At 69.8% G+C, this 20,101-nt stretch carries 15 protein-coding genes and 2 pseudogenes; 6 read left to right on the top strand and 11 right to left on the bottom strand.

Going from position 1 to position 20,101, the window contains the following annotated elements; genetic code table 11:
* Positions 1–16: 16 nt before the first annotated feature.
* Positions 17–1,582, top strand: coding sequence for an alpha/beta fold hydrolase (locus AB0N07_RS13315; protein ID WP_365834352.1), 1,566 nt, complete (start codon positions 17–19; stop codon positions 1,580–1,582).
* 36 nt (positions 1,583–1,618) lie between these two features.
* Here the strand turns inward: AB0N07_RS13315 and AB0N07_RS13310 are convergent, their stop codons facing one another.
* Positions 1,619–2,152, bottom strand: a complete 534-nt coding sequence (locus tag AB0N07_RS13310) for an amino acid ABC transporter ATP-binding protein (RefSeq protein ID WP_365834351.1) — start codon at positions 2,150–2,152, stop codon at positions 1,619–1,621.
* 130 nt (positions 2,153–2,282) lie between these two features.
* Entirely contained in the window at positions 2,283–2,690 is a 408-nt protein-coding gene (locus AB0N07_RS13305) for a DUF6278 family protein (RefSeq protein WP_365834350.1), read from the bottom strand.
* Positions 2,691–2,855: 165 nt separating this feature from the next.
* Here AB0N07_RS13305 and AB0N07_RS13300 point away from each other — a divergent pair, with 165 nt between their 5' ends.
* Entirely contained in the window at positions 2,856–4,622 is a 1,767-nt protein-coding gene (locus AB0N07_RS13300) for an SGNH/GDSL hydrolase family protein (protein WP_365834349.1), read from the top strand.
* A 178-nt stretch (positions 4,623–4,800) separates the two neighbouring features.
* Here the strand turns inward: AB0N07_RS13300 and AB0N07_RS13295 are convergent, their stop codons facing one another.
* From AB0N07_RS13295 to AB0N07_RS13255, 9 genes are all read right to left on the bottom strand, one after another.
* Complete coding sequence (locus AB0N07_RS13295; protein ID WP_365834348.1) at positions 4,801–5,580, bottom strand: exodeoxyribonuclease III; 780 nt, start codon at positions 5,578–5,580, stop codon at positions 4,801–4,803.
* Between the two features lie 61 nt (positions 5,581–5,641).
* Positions 5,642–6,277, bottom strand: a complete 636-nt coding sequence (locus tag AB0N07_RS13290; RefSeq protein ID WP_365834347.1) for an MBL fold metallo-hydrolase — start codon at positions 6,275–6,277, stop codon at positions 5,642–5,644.
* Between the two features lie 71 nt (positions 6,278–6,348).
* Positions 6,349–7,677 carry a 4-carboxymuconolactone decarboxylase gene (gene pcaC, locus AB0N07_RS13285; RefSeq protein ID WP_365834346.1) on the bottom strand — a complete coding sequence of 443 codons (1,329 nt, stop codon included), beginning with the start codon at positions 7,675–7,677 and terminating at the stop codon, positions 6,349–6,351.
* A gap of 717 nt (positions 7,678–8,394) precedes the next feature.
* Positions 8,395–9,756 carry a hypothetical protein gene (locus AB0N07_RS13280; protein ID WP_365834345.1) on the bottom strand — a complete coding sequence of 454 codons (1,362 nt, stop codon included), beginning with the start codon at positions 9,754–9,756 and terminating at the stop codon, positions 8,395–8,397.
* Positions 9,757–10,107: 351 nt separating this feature from the next.
* Positions 10,108–10,608, bottom strand: coding sequence for a hypothetical protein (locus AB0N07_RS13275; RefSeq protein WP_365834344.1), 501 nt, complete (start codon positions 10,606–10,608; stop codon positions 10,108–10,110).
* Between the two features lie 693 nt (positions 10,609–11,301).
* Positions 11,302–11,886 carry a hypothetical protein gene (locus AB0N07_RS13270; RefSeq protein WP_365834343.1) on the bottom strand — a complete coding sequence of 195 codons (585 nt, stop codon included), beginning with the start codon at positions 11,884–11,886 and terminating at the stop codon, positions 11,302–11,304.
* Entirely contained in the window at positions 11,883–12,896 is a 1,014-nt protein-coding gene (locus AB0N07_RS13265; RefSeq protein WP_365834342.1) for an ATP-binding protein, read from the bottom strand. Before AB0N07_RS13265 ends, AB0N07_RS13270 begins: the two co-directional genes overlap by 4 nt.
* The gene (locus AB0N07_RS13260) at positions 12,893–14,965 is read right to left on the bottom strand and encodes a Mu transposase C-terminal domain-containing protein (protein WP_365834341.1); all 2,073 of its coding nucleotides are present in this window, start codon (positions 14,963–14,965) and stop codon (positions 12,893–12,895) included. Before AB0N07_RS13260 ends, AB0N07_RS13265 begins: the two co-directional genes overlap by 4 nt.
* Positions 14,962–15,708, bottom strand: a complete 747-nt coding sequence (locus tag AB0N07_RS13255; protein ID WP_365834340.1) for a TnsA-like heteromeric transposase endonuclease subunit — start codon at positions 15,706–15,708, stop codon at positions 14,962–14,964. The genes AB0N07_RS13260 and AB0N07_RS13255 overlap by 4 nt, the downstream gene beginning before the upstream one ends.
* Before the next feature lie 244 nt (positions 15,709–15,952).
* Here AB0N07_RS13255 and AB0N07_RS13250 point away from each other — a divergent pair, with 244 nt between their 5' ends.
* From AB0N07_RS13250 to AB0N07_RS13235, 4 genes and pseudogenes are all read left to right on the top strand, one after another.
* Positions 15,953–16,477 carry a PadR family transcriptional regulator gene (locus tag AB0N07_RS13250; RefSeq protein ID WP_365834339.1) on the top strand — a complete coding sequence of 175 codons (525 nt, stop codon included), beginning with the start codon at positions 15,953–15,955 and terminating at the stop codon, positions 16,475–16,477.
* A pseudogene (locus tag AB0N07_RS13245) lies at positions 16,474–17,166 on the top strand (ABC transporter ATP-binding protein). Before AB0N07_RS13250 ends, AB0N07_RS13245 begins: the two are co-directional and overlap by 4 nt.
* Positions 17,163–19,520 carry an FtsX-like permease family protein gene (locus AB0N07_RS13240; protein WP_365834338.1) on the top strand — a complete coding sequence of 786 codons (2,358 nt, stop codon included), beginning with the start codon at positions 17,163–17,165 and terminating at the stop codon, positions 19,518–19,520. The pseudogene AB0N07_RS13245 and the gene AB0N07_RS13240 overlap by 4 nt, the downstream one beginning before the upstream one ends.
* Before the next feature lie 206 nt (positions 19,521–19,726).
* Positions 19,727–19,969, top strand: a pseudogene (locus AB0N07_RS13235) (transposase); the annotation flags it as partial.
* Between the last annotated feature and the right edge of the window lie 132 nt (positions 19,970–20,101).

Here is a 20,101-nt window from a genome sequence, read left to right as displayed (position 1 = left end):
GAGTGAGGAGTGACCCGTGGGAACCCATCGCAAGGCCCTGCGTACGACCGCCGTGGGCGCCGTCTCCGCGACGCTGATCGCCGGTAGCGCCCTCGGACTCGCCCCCGCCGCCCAGGCCGCGGACGCCGTCCGCTTCGTCGACATCACCGGCGACGGCGGCACCGTCCTCAAGGCGAACGTCCTCATGCCCGCGGGCGCCGACGGCACGCATCGCTACCCGCTGCTCGTACTCCCCACGAGCTGGGGCCTGCCCCAGGTCGAGTACCTCGCCCAGGCCCAGAGGCTCGCCGACTCCGGTTACATCGTGGTCAGTTACAACGTGCGGGGCTTCTGGCAGTCCGGCGGGGAGATAGAAGTGGCCGGGCCACCGGACATAGCCGACGCCTCCAAGGTCATCGACTGGGCGCTGGCCAACACCCCGGCCGACTCGGCCCACATCGGCATGGCGGGCGTCTCGTACGGCGCGGGCATCAGCCTGATCGCCGCCGCGCACGACAGGCGGATCAAGGCGGTCGCCGCGCTCAGCGGCTGGGCCGATCTGATCGACTCGATCTACTCCGGCCGTACCCAGCACGTCCAGGCCGGGGCCCTGCTGGACGGCGCGAGCCTGGTCACCGGCCGGCAGAGCCCCGAACTCCGGCAGATCTTCGACAACTTCTACGCCTCCAACCTGTCCAAGGAACAGGACATGATCAATTGGGGGAAGAAACGTTCGGCCGCAACATATGTGGATCAGCTGAACAAGAACGGCGCAGCGGTCATGATGGCCAACGCCTGGGGCGACACGGTCTTCGCGCCCAACCAGTACGCGGACTTCTACGAGAAGCTGACCGGCCCGAAGAGACTGGAGTTCCGCCCCGGCGACCACGCCACCGCCGAGCTGACCGGCCTGTTCGGACTGCCCAACGATGTGTGGACCGACACCGAGCGCTGGTTCGACCACTACCTCAAGGGCGAGGACAACGGCATCAACCGAGAGGAGCCGGTCCAGCTCAAGTCCCGTTCCACGGGCGGCTACGAGGGCTACCCGGACTGGAAGTCGATCGCCGCCACCGAGCGGAAGATCGCTCTCGCCGGCACGACCACGATCCACACGAACGTCGACTCCGGGGCGGACGGCGGGATCGTCTTCCTGTCGAGCATCCTCGACCAGATCGCCCAGCTGCCTCCGATGGCCTCGATCCCCCTGCTTCCCCGCCGCTGGGCCGCCGTCTGGCAGTCGGAGGAGTACGCCGCCGCCCAGCAGATCCGCGGTACGGCCGAGTTGCACACCACGGTCACCCCGACCAAGGAGAGCGGCACCCTCGTCGCCTATCTCTACGACGTGGGGCCGCTCGGCCTCGGCAAGCTGGTCAGCAACGCGCCGTACACCTTCCACGGGCGCACCCCCGGAAAGCCGTTCGGTCTCGACCTGGATCTGTTCTCCACGGCCTACGACGTCCCGGCAGGGCATCGGCTCGCCCTGGTCGTCGACACGGTCGACCCGCTCTACATCGAGCACAACCCGTCCGGCGCTCAGCTGACCTTCTCCTCGCCCGCGAACGACCCGTCGTACGTGTCGATTCCGCTGCGCAAGCAGTGATCTCCGGCTGCCGCCGACCGGGCATGGCTCTGTCGCTCAGTGCTTGAGGATCTCGGGCAGGACGTCTTTGGCGCGCTCGCTGTGCGGGTCGGTGAAGAACTCCTCCGGGGCGCGGTCCTCGATGATGCGGCCGTCGGACATGAAGACGGCACGGTTGGCGGCAGAGCGGGCGAAGCCCATCTCGGGGGTGACGACGACCATCGTCACGCCTGAGGTGGGCTCGTCGGACAGGAGCACCTTGGGCTCCATTGCGCCGGCGCGGGCGCCGGCCACCCTCCCCCAGCGCCTGAAGGGCCGGGGAGGTGCCCCCAGCCGCCGGCCGCCGGAGAGCTGCACGGGGAACTTGGGCGCCTGGCCGGCGAGTCCGACGCGGCCGAGGAGACGGCGGGAGCGGTTGTCGGCTTCTTCCTTCTTGCGTCCGCGGACCTGCGTCGACTTTCCCGACCCGGACGGGTCGATGACCACGACCACCTCCCCCTTGCCGACAGCGAGGTCGATGTCCTGCAGGACATGCAACTCCCCGTAGTACTTGTTGACGTCATGCAGCTCGATCAGCGGATCGACGGCCATTCGCAGCCCTACTCACTCTCAGCTGTGTCGTGGTTGCCGCAAACTATCCGGACGGGAGTTGACTTACGTCACGACACGCACTTTTCGGGCATAAGCCGTATTTACGTCAATCTTAGGTCGGTCGCTCCCCTCATGTCTCCGCGACCTCGGCGTACAGCTGCGAGAGCTCCGGCACCCCGCCGACCGCCCACTCGTGCCCGGAGGTCACGACGTCGAACTCGCGGCCCGAAGCGAGCCGTACGACGGGCTGGCCGTCCGGCCAGATCTCCCAGGCGGCACCGGGCACGGTGCGCACGATCACGGTGCCGAGATAGAGCCCGGCGTCGTTGCCGAGCCAGTGCAGCACCTCGGGGTCGTCCCGCCAGCGCGGCAGCAGTTGGTCGAGCGCCTCCAACGAGGCCGTGGAATCGTCGAGTTGAACGCCCTCCTGGGACGCCTGCGAGCGGAGCAGTTCGCACTCGGAGAGGAGTTCGGCGATGCCCTCCGGGTCGGGGATGCCGTGCTTCTCATGCCGGTGGCCCAGAAAAGGGATCTTCATACCTCCAGCGTGTCATTCGCACCGGCATGCGCACCACAGGCGCGCGGGCCGTCACTTCGGGGCTATTTCGCGCCGACTCCGTGCATGGCGCGTTGACGGGTCCCTCACGTCTCTCTAGCTTCGCGGTGCGTCTTTCGTCCCACCGGTGAGCGGGAGGAGTCGGCCGTGCGTCGACGTGTTCGGGGATTCGCGGTTGCCATCGTCTCGTTCGCCGTCCTGGCGCCTGTCGTGTCGGCACGGGCCGCCGGCGACGGCAGGGCACAACCACAGCCGCTGGAGCGGCTCTTCGACAACGTTGCCGTCAGCGACGACCCCCGTCCGGGGCCGGCGAACCTCGACGGCTACGGGGGTTCCCTGTCGGCACAGGACCTGACGGCCGCGGGCTGGACGCCCGGCCGCGCCCTGACCGTGCAGGGGGCCCGGCTCACCTGGCCGCGGCGACTGCCGGGCGAGCCGGACAACGTACTCGCCGACGGACAGTCCGTGCGCGTCGGTGGACACGGCGACGCGCTCGCCTTCCTGGTGGCGGGCACGGGCGGGGCCGGCGCGAGCGGCACGGGCTCGGTCTCCTACCGGGACGGCAGCCGCTCCTTGTACACCCTGACCGCTCCCGACTGGCGCGCCGGCCCGCTCGCCACGAAGGCGGTGGCACTGCCGCACATCAACACACCCGGCGGTCAACTCGCCGAGCAGGCACGGCTGTACGTGGTGACCGTGCCGCTGGTTCGGGGCCTCCAGGTGACTTCCGTGCAGCTGCCGCGCGCTGCCGGTCTGCATGTCTTCGCGCTGTCCGTGCGGTCCTCGGGCACGGGCTGGACCGGCAGTTGGGCGGCCGCGACCTCCGGTGTCCGGGCCGTGGGGCCGTGGAGCGACCGGACGGTACGGCTGGTGGTGCACACGTCGGTGGGCGGGTCGCGGGTGCGGCTGCGGTTCGACAACACGTTCGCGGCGGCGCCGGTACGGATCGGTGGCGCGACGGTGGCCGTGCAGAAGGAGGGGGCTACGGCGCGGGGCGTGCCGGTGCCGTTGTCGTTCCGGGGCGGGGCAGGTGTCGAGATCCCGGCCGGGGCCCAGGCGTTCAGCGATCCGCTCGGCTTCGTGGCGCCCGCGGATGCGAATCTGCTGGTCAGTTTCCATCTGCCCGGGCCGGTGGCTGCGGCGCCCGTGCACCAGCTGGCGGTGCAGCGGTCGTATGTGAGCACTGCGGGCGACCATACGGCGGAGGGCTCCGGGGCGGCGTACACCATGACCCTGACCAGGTGGCCGCTGCTGACCGGTGTCGACGTGGGCGGGGGGCCGGGCTCGGTGGTGCTGCTCGGGGACTCGATCACCGACGGGGACAGGTCCACCACGGACGCGAACCGGCGGTGGCCCGACGTGCTGGCCGCACGGCTGCTGAAGCAGCGTGGGGTCCCGCGCTATGGGGTGCTCAACCAGGGGATTTCCGGGAACCAGGTGGTCACCGACCGGTATCCCGGCGACGGGGTCTCCACGGACATGGCCGGGGTCAGCGCCCTGAGCCGGTTCGACCGCGATGTCCTCGCCCAGACCTCGGTGCGTACGGCGGTTGTCTTCGAGGGCGTGAACGACCTGCGCGGGCGGACCACGGCGCAGCAGATCGTCGCCGGGTTGCAGGAGATCGCGGACCGGGGGCATGCGCGGGGTTTGCGGATGCTGGTGGGCACGATCCTGCCCTGCGAGGGCGAGACGCGGTGCACGGCTGCCGTCGATGCGGAGCGCTCCGCGGTGAATGCGTGGATCCGGGGGGCCGGGGTGTTCGATGCGGTGCTCGACTTCGATGCGGTGGTGCGGGATCCGCAGCGGCCGGCTCGGATGCTGGCTGCGTATGACAGTGGGGATCATCTGCATCCTGGGGATGCCGGGCTCGCCGCGATGGCCCGATCCGTGGATCTGCGCGCTCTGGTGCCGTGACCGCCCTGGGGGCTGCGCCCCCAGACCCCGCTTCGGCCTGAAGGGCCTCGTCCTCAAACGCCGGACGGGCTGATGTGGCCGAGCTCGGCCTTGTCCGTGCACGCCGGACGGGCTGATGTGGCCGAGCCCGGCCTTGTCCGTGCACGCCCGGCGGGCCGAAGGGTCTGAAGGCGTTGCTCTACACGTCCAGGTCGACCACCACCGGCGCATGGTCCGATGCGCCCTTGCCCTTGCGTTCCTCGCGGTCCACGTAGGCGTCCGTGACCGCCTTGGCGAAGGGGGCGTTGCCGTAGACCAGGTCGATGCGCATGCCTCGGTTCTTGGGGAAGCAGAGTTGGCGGTAGTCCCAGTAGGTGAAGGGGTGTTCGTACTTCAGGGGGCGGGGGACCACGTCCGAGAGGCCGGCCTCGCGGAGGGACGCCAGGGCTGCGCGCTCGGCGGGGGTGACGTGGGTGAGGCCCTCGAAGGCGGCCACGTCGTAGACGTCGTCGTCCGTCGGGGCCACGTTGTAGTCGCCGAGCACGGCGAAGGGGCGGCTGCCGCCCGCGTCGCCCGCGACGGCGGCCTTCAGGGCCTCGAACCACTGGAGCTTGTAGGCGTAGTGGGGGTGGTCCACCTCTCGGCCGTTCGGCACGTACACCGACCAGACGCGGACCGGGCCGCAGGTCGCCGAGATGGCCCGGGGCTCCTCGCTGCCGTCGTAACCGGGGTCGCCCGGCAGGCCCTTGACCACTTCCTTGAGGCCGACGCGGGAGAGCACCGCCACGCCGTTCCACCGGCCGGTCGCGTTCACCGCCGCCTCGTAGCCGAGGTCGCGCAGTTCGTCGAACGGGAACTGCTCCTCGGCCAGCTTGGCCTCCTGGAGGCAGAGCACGTCCGTGCCACTGCTCTCCAGCCAGGCCAGGAGCCTCGGCAGGCGGGCGGTGATCGAGTTCACGTTCCAGGTCGCAATGCGCATGCCTCACAACCTACCGGGCCGGTCCGACAACGCGGCCGGTCCGCCCGCCGTGCCCCGGTGCTCAGACCTCCGCCGACTCTCCGGGCGTCAGCCGCAGGTGCTCCGAGCCGCCGAGGGTGCCGATCTGGCGGTCGTAGATCGGGCGGGCGAGGTCGGTGAGCAGGGCGTCGTGGATGTCGTAGGCGCGCTGCGGCTTGACCTCGCGAACGTAGTCGATGACCTCGGAGATCTTGCTCCAGGGTGCCTGCACCGGGAGCATCAGCGTCTCGACCGGATGGTCGGGGACGGTGAGGGCGTCGCCGGGGTGGAAGACCTTGCCGCCGTCGACGAGGTAGCCGACGTTCGTGATGCGCGGGATGTCCGGGTGGATGACGGCGTGCAGCTCGCCGTGGACCTGGATGTCGAAGCCCGCGGCGGTGAACGTGTCGCCGTGGCCGACGGTGTGCACGCGGCCCGGGAAGGCGGCCGAGATCTGCTCCGCGACCGAGGCGAGGGTCCAGATGTCGGCCGCCGGATTGGCTTCCAGGGCCGCCCGCAGCCGGCCCTCGTCGAAGTGGTCTGGGTGCTCGTGCGTGACGAGGATGGCATCCGCGCCGAGCGCGGCGTCCTGCTCGCTGAGCCCGCCGGGGTCGAGGACGAGCGTGCGCCCGTCCTTCTCCAGACGGACGCAGGAGTGCGACTTCTTCGTGAGCTTCATGGCTCCCATCCTGCCCCGTTCGCGGGCGGCTCGGGCAGCTGAGACTGGTGCTTTCGCTGCCCGGCTGACGATCACTCGGTGGGGGTCGTTTCCTCTCTTATGACCTGCTGGGCCACCTTGAACGCGCTGTTCGCCGCCGGCACGCCGCAGTAGACCGCCGACTGCATCAGTACTTCCTTGATCTCGCTCGGTGTGAGGCCGTTGCGCAGGGCGGCGCGGGTGTGGAAGGCGAGCTCGTCCAGGTGGCCGCCCGCGACCAGGGTGGCCAGTGTCACGCAGCTGCGGGCACGCCGGTCGAGACCGGGGCGGTCCCAGATCTCACCCCACGCATAGCGGGTGATGAACTCCTGGAAGTCCCCGGAGAACTCGTCCGCCTGCGCCAGCGCCCGGTCGACGTGTGCGTCGCCGAGCACCTCGCGGCGCACCTTGATGCCGGTGTCGTAGGGGTCGGGACGTCCGTTCACCGGCGGCGGCACGACGGCGGCGGGGGCTATCTCGGCGATCGGTGCGGGCTGGTGGGGCTGCGGAGACGGGGCGAGTACGGGCTTGGCGGGCGTCGCCGGGATGGCGATCTGCCCCGTGGACGGCTCGACGTAGCCGGGCTGCCAGGCGGTGGAGAAGTGCCGGACCAGCAGGTCGGTGACGGCGGCGGGCTGCTCGACCGGCACCAGGTGGGAGGCGCCGGGGACGACGGCGAGGCGCGCGTCGGGTATGCCGGCGACCAGGGTGCGGGCCTCGGCGGGGCCGGTGACCTTGTCCTCCGAACCGACGAGCACAAGGGTGGGCACGCCGACGCGGCCGAGTTCGGGCCGTACGTCGAACGCGGCAAGGGCCTCGCAGGCGGCGATGTAGCAGCCGGGATCCGTGGTGCGGACCATCTGCACGGCCCAGTCGGTGATCGCGGGCTGCGCGGCGGTGAACCCGCCGGTGAACCAGCGGTCGGGGGAGGTACGGGCGATGGGGTCGAGCCCGTTCGTCCGCACTATCACCCCGCGCTGCCGGAACTCGTCGGCCGTGCCGAAGCGGGGCGAGGCGGCGATCACCACGAGCGAGGCGAGCCGCTCGGGGTGGCGCAGGGCCAGCTCGAGACCGATCGCACCGCCGAGCGCACAGCCCGCGTAGCCGAAGCGCTGCACGCCGAGCCCGTCGAGCGTGGCCAGCAGCCGGGAGGCGAGTTCGTCCACCGAGCCCACCGGGTACGCGGGCGCGCCGCCGTGCCCCGGCAGATCGAAGCGGAAGACGCGCCACTGCTTCGCCAGCTCGGGCACCTGGCGGTCCCACATGTGCCATGTAGCACCGAGGGAGGTCCCCATGACCAGGACCGGGGCGCCTTCTGGCCCGTCAAAGCGGTATTGCAAAGTTTCGACGTTCTTCTCACTCACCCGCCCACGCTCCCACATCTCACATTCTCCTCGTGAGCGGAGGCAGCACCACTGGCCAAACCTCCCCACGCATCCGCCACCGGACGCAAATCCTCCACACCGGGTTTCACGTACCAGCGCTGCGTCGTCTCTACCTTGGTGTGCCCCGCCCACCGGGCCGGACTCGCCGCAGCGCGTTCTCACTCAAGCGTGCCGAAGGTCCGAGTCACCTGCTTACGCTTCCCCGTGACGGGGTCGGCCCCCACATCGACCACGAACCGGTACCGGACCTCCCCCTTCGCATTCGGCGGGAGCTTCTTGATCGGAACGGACAGAACCACTCACTCTCCTTGATGGTGCGACACTCCACATAGCCTGAGGCGCCGCTGCGTGGCAGCAAGAGGCGCCACGGCCATCAGGGCTGCTCCCACCGCCACCCATGGCCAGATGCGGAAGCAGCACCGAACACCTCAAGGGTCTGCACAATCCCGGGTTTCGGTAACCGGGGATCACCTGCTATGTATCGCCCAGCACAACGACAACCCGCCCCTCACTCCCTGCTTCCGCCTCAGACAGGAGGCCAGGGTCGAAGGGCTCCAGCCCGCCGGCATGCCCGGACTCGGCACTATCAGGTCTTCAACCGGAACGTCCTCTAACGGACCGGCCGTGGATGACCAGTGGTGTACAGGACAGATGCCGAGCCGCAGGTAGTCGGGCGACGTCCGGGCGTCGCCCTTGCCGCGAGGCTGTCGATACTCACCATGTCCAGCCGTGACCACCGCTGTTGTGGGACAGGGCGAGGACGGCGGTGGTCACGGTGAGGTACGGGGTGAAGCGGTCCAGGCGGGTCAGGGCCGCCAGGGCGCAGGCCAGTCCCGTGTACCAGGGCATCGACCACGGAGCCGTGAGGACCCAGGCGAAGGCCAGCGCGAACGGCACGGCGACGACGGCAGGTGTGTCCTGCGGGACGCGGCGGCGAAGTACCCCTGCCAGCGAGAGCATCAGGACGGGCCACAGGACGCTCACGGCCGCGGCGGCCGCACGAGGGCCCAGCAGAGTGGTGCCGACGTGGTCGAACACCGCCCACAGCGAGGGCTTGGACACCAGCTGTGAGGCGGCGGAGAGCGGGGCGAGAGCCTGCGTGCCATGGACGCCGTAGAGGACCGCGAGCACCAGCGCGGCCGTGCCTGTCTGGCGGCCGGCCGAGCGCCACCTGCCCGAGCGCAGGAGCGGCCAGGCCAGTCCCACGCAGAGCAGCGCGGCGCTGATCTTGACTCCGCAGGCCAGGCCGACGAGCCCTCCGACGGCGACATCGTGGTACCACCTGGTCGATCTGCGAGCGAGGTGAACCGCGCAGACGGCCAGGCAGGCGACGATGGTGTCCAGGTGCCCGCCCGCGACGAGGACGCCGATCAGGAGCGGGTTGGCGATCCACAGCAGGCCGGCGGGGACCGGGTCCTCGGCGGTGCGGATCAACAGGCTGCCGGTGGCCACGAACGCGGCCGCGTTCACGAGCATCAGCGCCCAAATCGTCAGCCACGGCCGCTCCCCGCCGACGAACGCCGCACCGGCCTGCCACCACGTGGCCACCGGCCCGTACACGGACGGCGTGTTCAGCCACGACTCGCTCACCAGATGAGCGTAGGCACCGCCGAGGTGGGCGGGGGTCGTCACATACGGGTCACCGCCGAGCGCGGCGATCCGGCCGTACGCGGCGTAACTGGCCGTGTCCGACGAACCGACCGGGGTGAGGTTCGCGACGACGAGTACGGCGATCACGCCCACCCGGAACACGAGGCGGACGTCCGGTCTCCAGCCCCGCCTGTGGGCGTGGAGCATGCCGAGTGTGCCGAGGCAGGACAGCACGATGGCCCCCCAGGTGACCGCCTCGGAGAGGGTCCCGGCCATCGCCGGCAGCCGGAACCACGGGATCGGTGCCCGTAGGGTGTTGTGATTGGGCGCGCTGGCTCCGACCAGCGCGAACAGGACTACGCCCGCCGCCGACATCGCTACGGCCAGGTACGGCCGGGGCCGGGCGCCGGCGCTCAGTACAGCCGAGGGAGCTGTCTGGATCCAATGCGCTGAACGCCCGGCATACTCGTCGTTGCTGATCGTCAAGGTCGCTCTCTGGCCGCTCGTCACTCGTTGCTCAGTACTTCACCCCACGGCGTGGACAGCCGCGACGATCACTCTACACGAGGTGTATACCTCGCATGTATACATCGAATGCCGAGCTCACAAGGGCACCTCTGGGTGGGGTCGCCATCTCCTCTCTCGCCGTCAGCGGCTGCCTACGGAGGTCAGCGGCAGGGCCGGCGACCGCACTCGCCGGCGAGTTCCCGTCGTGGACGCACCGACGGAGGGCCGGGCGGCTACCCAAGCGCACTGACCTCTGACAGGAGATCTTGACCCTTTGCCAGGTGAGTTTGACCGCCTGTTTCAGTGGCCCCTGCGGTTTGATCGCCGTGATCACTGGGTCAGGCCGGCCTCGGCGGCTCGACGGAAGACGTCCCCGCACGTGGGTGACGGTATCGGCGCGCGTTCGGCGAGGACGAGCAGCGCATGACGCAGTTCCGTACTCAGCTGGGTGAGTTGGTGGCTGTACTGCCCACCCTTGTAGATGTACAGGCGGAAGACGTTGATGATGTGTCCGTCACGGTCGTCGGCGAAGGTGCTCGGGAGTCCGGCGAGCAATTCGTAGTCGCGCTTGCCGGTCGCCGCGTCGGCCACAACCCTGAGGGACACAGCATCTAATCCTGCGACGGACAGGGAAGCGTCAACCGCTACGGCATGGGCCGCGAGGGCCGCGAAGGTCTCGATCAGCCGCTCGCCTGCAGCCGTGTCGATGCCCCAGGCCTGCAGGTTCTCGTGGCGGCGAGCCTGCCGCCACGGCTCTTTGTCCACCAGCGGCAGCAGGACACGGCCCAGATACGCGCACCGATGCCACAGCATGTCGTGGTCCGAGGTCACGGTCGTTCCTCTCGCCGGCGAGTGGAGGGCCCGGCGCCGGGGGCAGCCCGACGACCACCAGGCCCTCCAATTTCCCACTAGGTGCAGGGGACGTACAGAAGGTCGCTGTACACGGTGCCGCTGGCATGGGTGCCGCTCGAGCTCACGAAGGTCCCGTACGTGGTGGTGCGGAAGGCACGGTTTGGGTCACCGGGGTGGTTCACGCAGGTTGCTGGTGCGGTGGACGACCGCAGCGGTGGCGCGCACAGGGACTGACGCCCGGTTCCGGTTGTGTACCACATGCTCGAAGTGTTGCTGTAGTACTCGAGGTCCACCTCGCTGGTGCAGGCCACGGGACCACCTGAGCACGTGCTGATGCCTCCGGTACCCGTCATCCGGGAGCCACTGTGCCTGGGCTGCGACGCGTAGAACTCGCAGCTCGTCGCTTCCGGGGCTGCGTCCTGCACAGTCACCGTGAGCTCAGGCGGTCCCGGATTCGGTGGTGGGTCTGCCAGCGCCGTCTGGGTGCTGGCAGCGACCAGCGCCACCGAGAACGCAAACGCGCTTGCAACGGATCTTAATCGCACGAAACAGTCTCCCTTTCGCTGTACAGCCCAACTGCCCACCAGCCGGACAGTCTTGAGTGACACCAGACCGTAGCTGTGGAACACGGGGTACAGCAGTGACATACCAGCCAATACCTCCCCTCCTGCCTCACGCGCCTGAGCTTTGTTCGGCCGTATCCATTCCAGCAGTGTCGGGGTTCTCGTAGAGGGCGAGCTCGGCTTGCCGTGTGCGGATACTCCTTGCGTGGCAGCGCGGTGAGCATGCGTCGCGCTGGCTGTTCGCGGGTCGGGTGAAGTCGGCGCCGCAAGCCATGCAGGAGAGGGTTTCGCGCTGTCCGGGGATTTTGCCGCGGCTTGAGGGAGAGCGGCTCACAAGATCGCTTCTGCGTCGGCAGCGGGCGGAGCACCACCATGGTGGCGGCCGGGGTGTGCTTCCCTGTGGCCGTCTGCCGCAGTACTCGCATTCCAGGCGGACGGGTGATGGCGGCGGGGTCCCTTCCAGGAGATCTTGCAGTTCGCGGGGGTCTCGTGCGGTCGCGGCGGCGAGGCGGTTCCAGCTGAGGGTGCTGCGGTAGCCGGGTGGGTCACAGAGGTGGAAGCGCAGATAGGCCGGCTTGAGGTGGTTGGCCTGGGCGAGGCGGGTGACGAACGCCTCGACGCCTTCGCAGGGGCGGGGAAAGATCTGGATCGGCAGCTCCGCGACCGGCTGGGCAGGCTCCTTGTGGCTGTTCACCTGCCGGTTTTCCTTGCCCGGGGAGTTTGCGCGGTGGCGGTGACGTCCAGGGGGACGGCTTCGAGTTCGGTTTGGGTGATCTTCTCGGCGCCGGTGAGGATGGCGTCGATCGCGGCTCCGCGGATCTGGTGTGAGAGGGCGCCGATCATGCCGCCGGTGCGATCGTGCAGGTAGCGGTCCAGGCCGACGAGCGTGCCGGGCTGGTGGTGGTGCAGCAGGAGGGTGTCCTCCATCGTTTTGACCAGCCCTGTCCACTCTGCTTTGTAGGGGAAGGGGTGGGTCGGGATGAGGGTGAACCGTCCAGCGATCTGGGCTCCGCGGGTGCCGGAGAGGATCGTGCTGTGCTCGATGTCGATCCCCGCGTAGATGAATGTCGCCGGGATCCGCTCGGAGAAGTACTTGAGGGTGTCGGAGACCTCGGCGCCCTGGCGGGTGGTGAGGGAGATGTTGTGCACTTCGTCGACGATCACCAGGCCGGTGCGGGCGGTGGTGCAGATACCGACGACGGCCTCGATGATGTCGGTGGTGTTGAACCGGCGATGGACCGGGACACCGAGGAAGCGTGCGAACTCGGCGGCGATCATGCGGGCGGTCGCGGCCGGCGGGACGGTGACGTAGAGGACCGGGATCCGGCCAACGGCCTTGGGATGGACGGCACTGTCGCTGAGTTCGTGGGACAGACCGAGCTGGGTGATGGCGATGGTCTTGCCGGTGCCGGCGGGGCCGGAGACGATCAGCCCCCGGCGGGCGCTGATCGCGTGCCGGTTGAGCATGATCAGGCGACGGCCGCAGGTCACGGCGTGGCGGACCGTGGAGGTGGCGACCACCAGGAGGCGGGAGTGGTGGTCGATGCGTATCTGGTCGTACTGCCTTCGCAGCGGGTCCGCGAGGTGGGCGTATACCTCCGGGGACGGTATGGACCGTGTCGGCGGATTGCCTGCGACGAACCGGCGCCAGCCGTCCTTGTTCGTCAGCTGCTGCCCGGCGTCGTCGTGTTCCGGCAGCGTCATCGTCGTCTCCAGGGGTCTTCGAGCGGGTCGAACAGGCCGAGCGGGATGACGTCGGCGAGCTTGTCCCGGTCCGGAGCCGCCTCCGGGCGGGGATCAGGTGCGGGCTCATCAGCAGCCTGCGTGGGCAGCGGGGTCGACGGTCCGGCCGATTTGGTCCGGGCGGCGACCCGCCGGTCGCGTCTGGTCGGTTTGGGCCGGGGTTCGGCTGACGGCCCGGCGTGGGCGCGGGTGAGCAAGGAGGCGACCGCGTCGGCGATCTCCGTCTCGGTGGCGCCGGGCATCTGGTGGCTGACGTGGTCCCAGGCCAGATCACCGAAGGGCACCGGTGCCCGGTGCAGGTGCTTCCAGGTCGCCTGGATCCACGGCCGCCCCTCGCCGCGGTGGTCGCGTACCCAGATCCGGGAGACGTCGTAGGGGTCGCGGCGGACCTCCCAGAGCCCGCGCTTGGCGCGGATCCCGGAGTCCTGGCGCCGTATCGGTGTCAGTCCGGGGCTGTCGTAGATGCGGTTCTTGACCCGGATTCCGTAGTCGTTGACCGCCCGCCAGTCCGAAGGCAGCAGCTCGACGTAGTCGTCTCCGGATAGCGCGACGGGGACGTAGCCGCAGGCCTCGACCAGCGTCGCGTACTTCTGGTTCGGGGTGAACAGCCGGCCTGGGTGGTCGGGATCGCGCAGGCCGTCGTGCGGCCGGTTCTGCCAGTGGGCGACGATCCACTCGTCCAGGAGCTCCTGCAGTTCCAGCAGCGACCAGATCCGCTCGCGCTCCGGGTGGCGGCTGCGGTGGTCCGCGCCGCGGCCCGTGTAACCGGGCAGGAACTGGACGAACAGCGTCGCCACCGAGCCCAGCATCGACTCGATGTGGCCCTTCTCGAAACCGGAGCCCTTGTGCGCGGGCTGGAAATCGATCTCCAGGAACCGGCAGGACGACTTGAAGTTCCGGGAGATGAACGCCTTGCCGTGATCGCAGACGATCATCTCCGGGACGATCACCGGCCGGGCTGCGGCATGCTCCAGGCGCTCGTCCAGGCTCAGCAGCCGGCGGTGCGGCAGGACCGAGCGAGCCATCCTCAGCGCATCCGCCCAGCCGGGCCGCATCAGCTCCGGGGTGACCGTGCGGGCCAGCAGCACGCTCGCGTCGACCGCCTTCGTGGTGGGCCGCAGCACCGCCGCGGTGAGCGTCCTCGTCGCCACGTCGATCATGGCCGTCAGTTCGACCCGGCCCGGGACGCCGTCGTCCAGCAGGACCATCACGTCCAGCGGCGTCGAGTCGATCTGCATGACCTCGCCCGGGGCGAACGCCGGAAGCTCGCCGAACGGCGCCTTGGCCCCATGGGCCTTGGACCGGCGGGTGCCTGCTGCGCTGAAGGTGTGAGTGCCGTCGGTGAGCTTCGCCAGCAACCGGTAGAGAGTTCGCTGCGAGGGCACCTCGAGATCCTGGGCACCCGAGCTCTGGCGCAGGATCTCTCCGGTCCGCCAGAGGATGAACGACCCGGTCCTGGTCGAGGCGTCGACGGCTTCGCTGATGGCCATGCGCATCGCCGCCACCACCCGCTCGTCCACCGAGCCGAACTCAGGCCGCTTCGCGGCTTGGCGGTGGTCGACCAGGCCGAGCACGCCCTCGGCCTGGTAGCGGCGCCGCAGGTTGCCGACCGCGCTGGCCGACACCTTGTCACCGGCCGCCGTCAACTCGGCGGCCTTGGCCCGCTGGCGGGCCGTCAGCGAACGGTCCGGAGCGTACTCCGGCCGCGGAGCGGCCTCCGGAGCGGCCTCCGGAGGCCGCCCGTGCAGCACTTCGAGGATGTGCCCCTCCCACCACAGCGCCTTCTCGACCGCCTTGGGCGGGAACGTCTCCAGCCGTGACGAGGCCGGAAGCGGCATCCGCACCGGGATGTCGACGACGGCGAAGTCCGCGGCGCCCGTCAGGTCCTTCACCGACATGACCTGCCAGCCGTCCTGCGTGTCCGTCAGCGTCACCGCCCTCGCCGTGACGCCCACGACGGCGCGGACCTGCCCGGCCAGGCGCACCCAGGAACCGACCTCGATTCCGACCGGTCGCTGCAGTCCGCTCATCGTTCTCCCCTCGTCACGACGAGGCTGTCGGACGACAGCAGCCCGCCCTCAAGATCAGTGGTCAGGACGTCCGACCACAGCAGGTGGAACAGCACGGGCAGCACCAGCATCGGGTCACCGACCCGCACCGCCCCGGCCCTCAGCGGGGCCGGTTCCTCGAACACCCGCAGCAGCCGCTCGACGACGTCCGGTCGCGCGCAGCGGCGCCGGCGGTAGCGCGACAGCCACCGCACGTTCGCCATCAGCACCGGATCCGGCTCGCCGACACGGACGAACTCCCAGCCCACCGCGCGACAGGCCCGCTCCGTCTCTTCGAACGACTCCGCAGCCGACCGGTCGATCCGGTCGCCGGCCCGCACATCCACGACCCGGCCCCGGCCGTTCCCCAGCCGTACGAAGTAGTCGGGCGCGTGCCGACGCTGCCGCTTCCCGTCGTGCCAGTGCAGCCAGAACGGCTGCGACGCGATCCCGACCACGTCGGGCTCCCGGTCCAGCAGGATCAGCCGATCCCGCTCCAGCCACGACTCGTAGCCCACGTGACCGCCCACCGTGGCCGAGTAGTACCAGCCCGCGAAACTCTCCCCGCCCTTGGCCCAGCCGAACTCCCGGACCGGATCGGCCGCCTCGAACCGACGGTTCCAGCCCTGACCCAACGGCAGTCGACGACGCTGCCCGCCATCGACAAAGCCCAGCTCAAAGGCCGACAAGACGGCATCGCCGTACGCCAGCGCGGCAACAGTCACGGTCTTCCCTCACCAGACGAGACCCACCGGTCAAGATCAAGTGGCAGAAACCTACTAGCCGTCAAGATCATTTGACAAACGAGCAAGATCCCCTGTCAGAGGTCACGCACCCCGCCCCCGAAGAGAGGGCACGTCGTGTCAGAACCGTGACAAAGGCACCCCACCTGCATGAACGTACCCCCCGCCGTGATCTCAACACTGCGCGTATACATGCCGCGTATACATGGTGTGTAGAGTGCCGCGCATGTCCATCGGCAACACCCTTCTGGGACTCCTGGAGTCCGGTCCGCGGCACGGTTACGACCTGAAGCGGGCCTTCGACGAGAAGTTCGGTCACGACCGGCCGCTGCACTACGGCCAGGTCTACGCGACGATGTCCCGGCTGCTGAAGAACGGGCTCGTCGAAGTCGACGGCGTCGAGGCGGGCGGTGGGCCCGAGCGCAAGCGGTACGCGATCACCGACGCCGGGATCACCGACGTGGAGCGGTGGCTCGCGACGCCGGAGAAGCCCGAGCCGTACCTTCAGTCGCTGCTGTACAGCAAGGTCGTCCTCGCGCTGCTGACGCACCGTGACGCGGGCGGCATCCTCGACACGCAGCGTTCCGAGCACCTGCGCAGCATGCGGATCCTGACCGACCGCAAGCGCAAGGGCGGACTGGCCGACCAGTTGATCTGCGACCACGCCCTGTTCCACCTGGAGGCGGATCTGCGCTGGCTGGAGCTGACCGCCGCGCGTCTGGACAAGCTCGCCGAGGCGGTGACCGCGTGACTCCTGTGCCTCCGGGTTCTCTGCTCGTCGCCGACAGGCTGCGCAAGGCGTACGGGCCGACCACCGCGCTGGACGGCGCAGAGTTCTCCATCCACGCCGGTGAGGTCGTCGCCGTGATGGGACCGTCCGGGTCCGGCAAGTCGACGCTGCTGCACTGTCTCGCGGGGATCGTGACGCCCGATTCCGGGTCCATCACCTACAACGGGCGTGAGCTGGCCACCATGAGCGACGCCCAGCGCAGTGCGCTGCGCCGCTCCGAGTTCGGCTTCGTCTTCCAGTTCGGTCAGCTGGTGCCCGAGCTGACGTGCGTGGAGAACGTGGCGCTGCCGCTGCGGCTGAACGGCACCTCCCGCAAGGAGGCCGAGCGGGCCGCCCTGTCGTAGATGGAGCGGCTGGAGGTCGACGACCTCGCGAAGAAGCGGCCCGGCGAGGTCTCCGGTGGTCAGGGCCAGCGCGTCGCCGTCGCCCGCGCGCTGGTCACCAGCCCGCGGGTGCTGTTCGCGGACGAGCCCACCGGCGCGCTCGACTCGCTCAACGGCGAGCGCGTGATGGGTCTGCTGACGGAAGCAGCCCGGTCGACCAACGCGGCCGTCGTGCTGGTCACGCACGAGGCGCGGGTCGCCGCCTACTCCGACCGCGAGATCGTCGTACGCGACGGCAGGTCCCGGGACATGGAGCGCGCCGTATGAGCGGGCGCCGGTGGTCCAGAGACCTGGGTATGGGGGTCAGATTCGCTTTCGCCGGCGGGCGGGACGGGTCGGTGCGGATGCTGCTCACCGCCGTCGGCGTGGGGCTCGGTGTGGCACTGCTGCTGTTCGCCACCGCGCTGCCGAACGCGCTGGCCGTCCGGCACGACCGGGAGGACGCGCGCACCGACCTCACGTTCGGAGCGCTGGGCGTGGCCGACAAGTCGCCGCTCAAGAAGGCGGACGACACCCTGGTGGTCGGCGATGCCGGGACCACCTTCCGTGACAAGGAGGTGCGCGGGCGGGAGTTGCAGCCCGAGGGGCCGAAGGCGCCCCTGCCGCCGGGGGTCTCGAGGTTTCCGGGGGTGGGCGAGATGGTGGTCTCCCCCGCGCTGAAGGGGCTGCTGGAGTCCGGCGAGGGGAAGCTGCTGCGCGAGCGGTTGCCGGAGCGGATCGTCGGCACCATCGCCGAACCCGGCCTCATCGGGGCCCAGGAGCTCGCCTTCTACCGCGGCGCCGACCATCTCGTGGTCAGGCAGGACAGCGGCGGCGTCGAACGCATCGACCGATTCGGCGCAGGGTACAAGGCCCCGGAGAAAAAGGACCCCGCCCTCGTCCTGCTCGCCCTCGTCGGGTTCCTGGTGCTGCTGCTGCCGGTCGGCGTCTTCGTCGCCTCGGCCGTACGGTTCGGCGGCGAGCGCCGGGACCGGCGACTGGCGGCCCTGCGACTGGTGGGCTCGGACAGCGGGATGACCCGGCGGATCGCCGCCGACGAAGCTCTCGCCGGCTCCCTGGCGGGCCTGCTCTTCGGCACGGTCTTCTTCCTGATCGTCCGGGAGCTCTCCGGGTCCGTGGACCTGTTCGGCGTGAGCGTGTTCCCCAGCTATCTCAACCCCTCCCCCCTGCTCGCCCTGCTGGTCGCGGCCGCGGTCCTGGCGGCCGCCGTGCTGGTCACGCTGTTCGCGCTGCGGGGCGTGGTGATCGAGCCGCTCGGCGTGGTGCGCACCGCGAAGCCCCCGCGGCGCCGGCTGTGGTGGCGGATACTGCTGCCCGTGGGCGGGCTCGGACTGCTCTACCCGATGATCGGCAAGGACCGGTACGGCAAGGACTTCAACCAGTACCAGGTCACCGGTGGTGTCCTCCTGCTGCTCGTCGGGGTGACCGCGCTGCTGCCGTGGGTCGTGGAGACGGTCGTCGCCCGGCTCGGCTCCGGCGCAGTCGCCTGGCAACTGGCCACCCGCCGACTCCAGTTGAGCAGCGGAACGGCCGCCCGCACGGTCAACGGCACCGCGGTCGCGGTGGCGGGCGCCATCGCCCTGCAGATGCTGTTCTCCGGGCTGCAGGGCCAGTACACCAAGCACACCGCCAACGACCCCGCCCGGGCCCAGATGTACGCGGACCTGTGGGACGAGGTCCCGCTCGCCCGGGCGGCGGCCGGCTTCAGGGCGACCAAGGGTGTCGCCAAGGTCTACGCCTTCGACGAGGGCTTCGTCAGCGACCGGCGCGAGCCCGCCGACAGCCAGCACTCCGCCCGTGTCACCATCGCCGACTGTGCGTCGCTGCGCGCGGTGGCTTCCCTCCCCTCCTGCAAGGACGGTGACGCCTTCGTCGTCCGGGGTGGCGCAGACGCAGACGAGGAGGCGACGCCGAAGATGTCCAGGCCCGGCAGCACGCTCTGGTTCGACACCAAAGACGGATCCGGTGCCAGGCGGACGCCCTGGACCGTACCGGCGGACGTGCAGCAGGCACGGGCGATCGCGGACCCGTCCGGGAACAAAGGTGGCGGCCTACTGCTGACACCGGGCGCCCTGCCCTCAGGCGCCCCACACGCTCTCCACGGGCAGATCTACCTCGTACTCGACCAGAAGCCGGCGGACGCACCCGATTACGCGCGGAACACGGCCCGTCGTCTCGGTCTGACCAGCGACCCGGTGATGCTGGTGTCCAGCAAGAGCGACGACACCTACGCCTCCATCCGCACCGGCCTGTTCGTCGGCGCCGCCTGCGTACTGGCGCTGATCGGCGCGAGTCTGCTGGTCTCCCAGCTGGAGCAGCTGCGCGAGCGCCGCAAACTGCTGTCGTCGCTCATCGCCTTCGGCACCCGGCGCCGCACCCTGTGCCTGTCCGTGCTGTGGCAGACGGCGATCCCGATCGGCCTCGGCCTGACGCTGGCCACGGCGATCGGGATGGCACTGGGCGCGGCACTGCTGAAGATGACGGGCAAGCCGGTGGGCGTGGACTGGGCGAGCGTCCTGTCCATGACCGGCATCGCCACCGGCGTCGTCCTGCTGGTGACCGTGCTCAGCCTGCCGCCGCTGCTACGGCTGATGCGGCCGGACGGCCTGCGCACCGAGTAGGACCACCGAAGGGCCCTTCCCACCCCTTCAGTTCCAGAGGTCGTTGCAACACCCCGTTTCAGGGGATGCAATGGACTTCGAGATCCGTGGGGACCGGCTGGAAGTGGCGCAACGGCCGAAGCGCCGACCGCGGGCAGAAGGCGGCACCACCGATCGGCATGGTGATGCCGCCTTGCGGTTCGTCCCAGTACCTGCGCGAGGGCGACCGGACTTCGTGGACTGCCGTGTTGGACGTGGTCCGGCTGTGCCCGTGGGACGACACGATCGCCGTCACCGCCGCCCAGGTCCGGGAAGTGTTCCAGCGGCTGTATGTGGCAGGCCAGTGGCGGATCGGTGACCCGCCCGTCCTGGTCGTCGTCGATGCCGGTTACGACGTGACCCGCCCGGCGTTCCTGCTCGCGGATCTGCCCGTTGAGCTGCTGGGCCGGATGCGTTCGGACCGTGTCCTGCACTGACTTCGCGGATGTGGCGGCCAAGTGCGCACCTGCCGACGGGCCGGGGACCGTCGGCGGTTGACCCTGTGAGAAGGAAGCGAGCACGGCCTGCCTGCGATTTTGCAAGGCTGCCGTGCTCGCTCCGTG

The organism is Streptomyces sp. NPDC051172, assembly GCF_040682555.1.
Lineage (GTDB): Bacteria > Actinomycetota > Actinomycetes > Streptomycetales > Streptomycetaceae > Streptomyces.
The sequence above is the reverse complement of the archived record's forward strand: the minus strand, read 5'-3'. Positions and strand labels throughout refer to the sequence as shown.

Coding starts and splice junctions, on each gene's coding strand:
- AB0N07_RS13240 (WP_365834338.1), top strand. CDS start 17,163: ATGAGCGGGCGCCGGTGGTCCAGAGACCTGGGTATGGGGGTCAGATTC.
- AB0N07_RS13310 (WP_365834351.1), bottom strand. CDS start 2,152: ATGGCCGTCGATCCGCTGATCGAGCTGCATGACGTCAACAAGTACTAC.
- AB0N07_RS13260 (WP_365834341.1), bottom strand. CDS start 14,965: ATGAGCGGACTGCAGCGACCGGTCGGAATCGAGGTCGGTTCCTGGGTG.
- AB0N07_RS13265 (WP_365834342.1), bottom strand. CDS start 12,896: ATGACGCTGCCGGAACACGACGACGCCGGGCAGCAGCTGACGAACAAG.
- AB0N07_RS13305 (WP_365834350.1), bottom strand. CDS start 2,690: ATGAAGATCCCTTTTCTGGGCCACCGGCATGAGAAGCACGGCATCCCC.
- pcaC (WP_365834346.1), bottom strand. CDS start 7,677: ATGTGGGAGCGTGGGCGGGTGAGTGAGAAGAACGTCGAAACTTTGCAA.
- AB0N07_RS13290 (WP_365834347.1), bottom strand. CDS start 6,277: ATGAAGCTCACGAAGAAGTCGCACTCCTGCGTCCGTCTGGAGAAGGAC.
- AB0N07_RS13250 (WP_365834339.1), top strand. CDS start 15,953: ATGTCCATCGGCAACACCCTTCTGGGACTCCTGGAGTCCGGTCCGCGG.
- AB0N07_RS13295 (WP_365834348.1), bottom strand. CDS start 5,580: ATGCGCATTGCGACCTGGAACGTGAACTCGATCACCGCCCGCCTGCCG.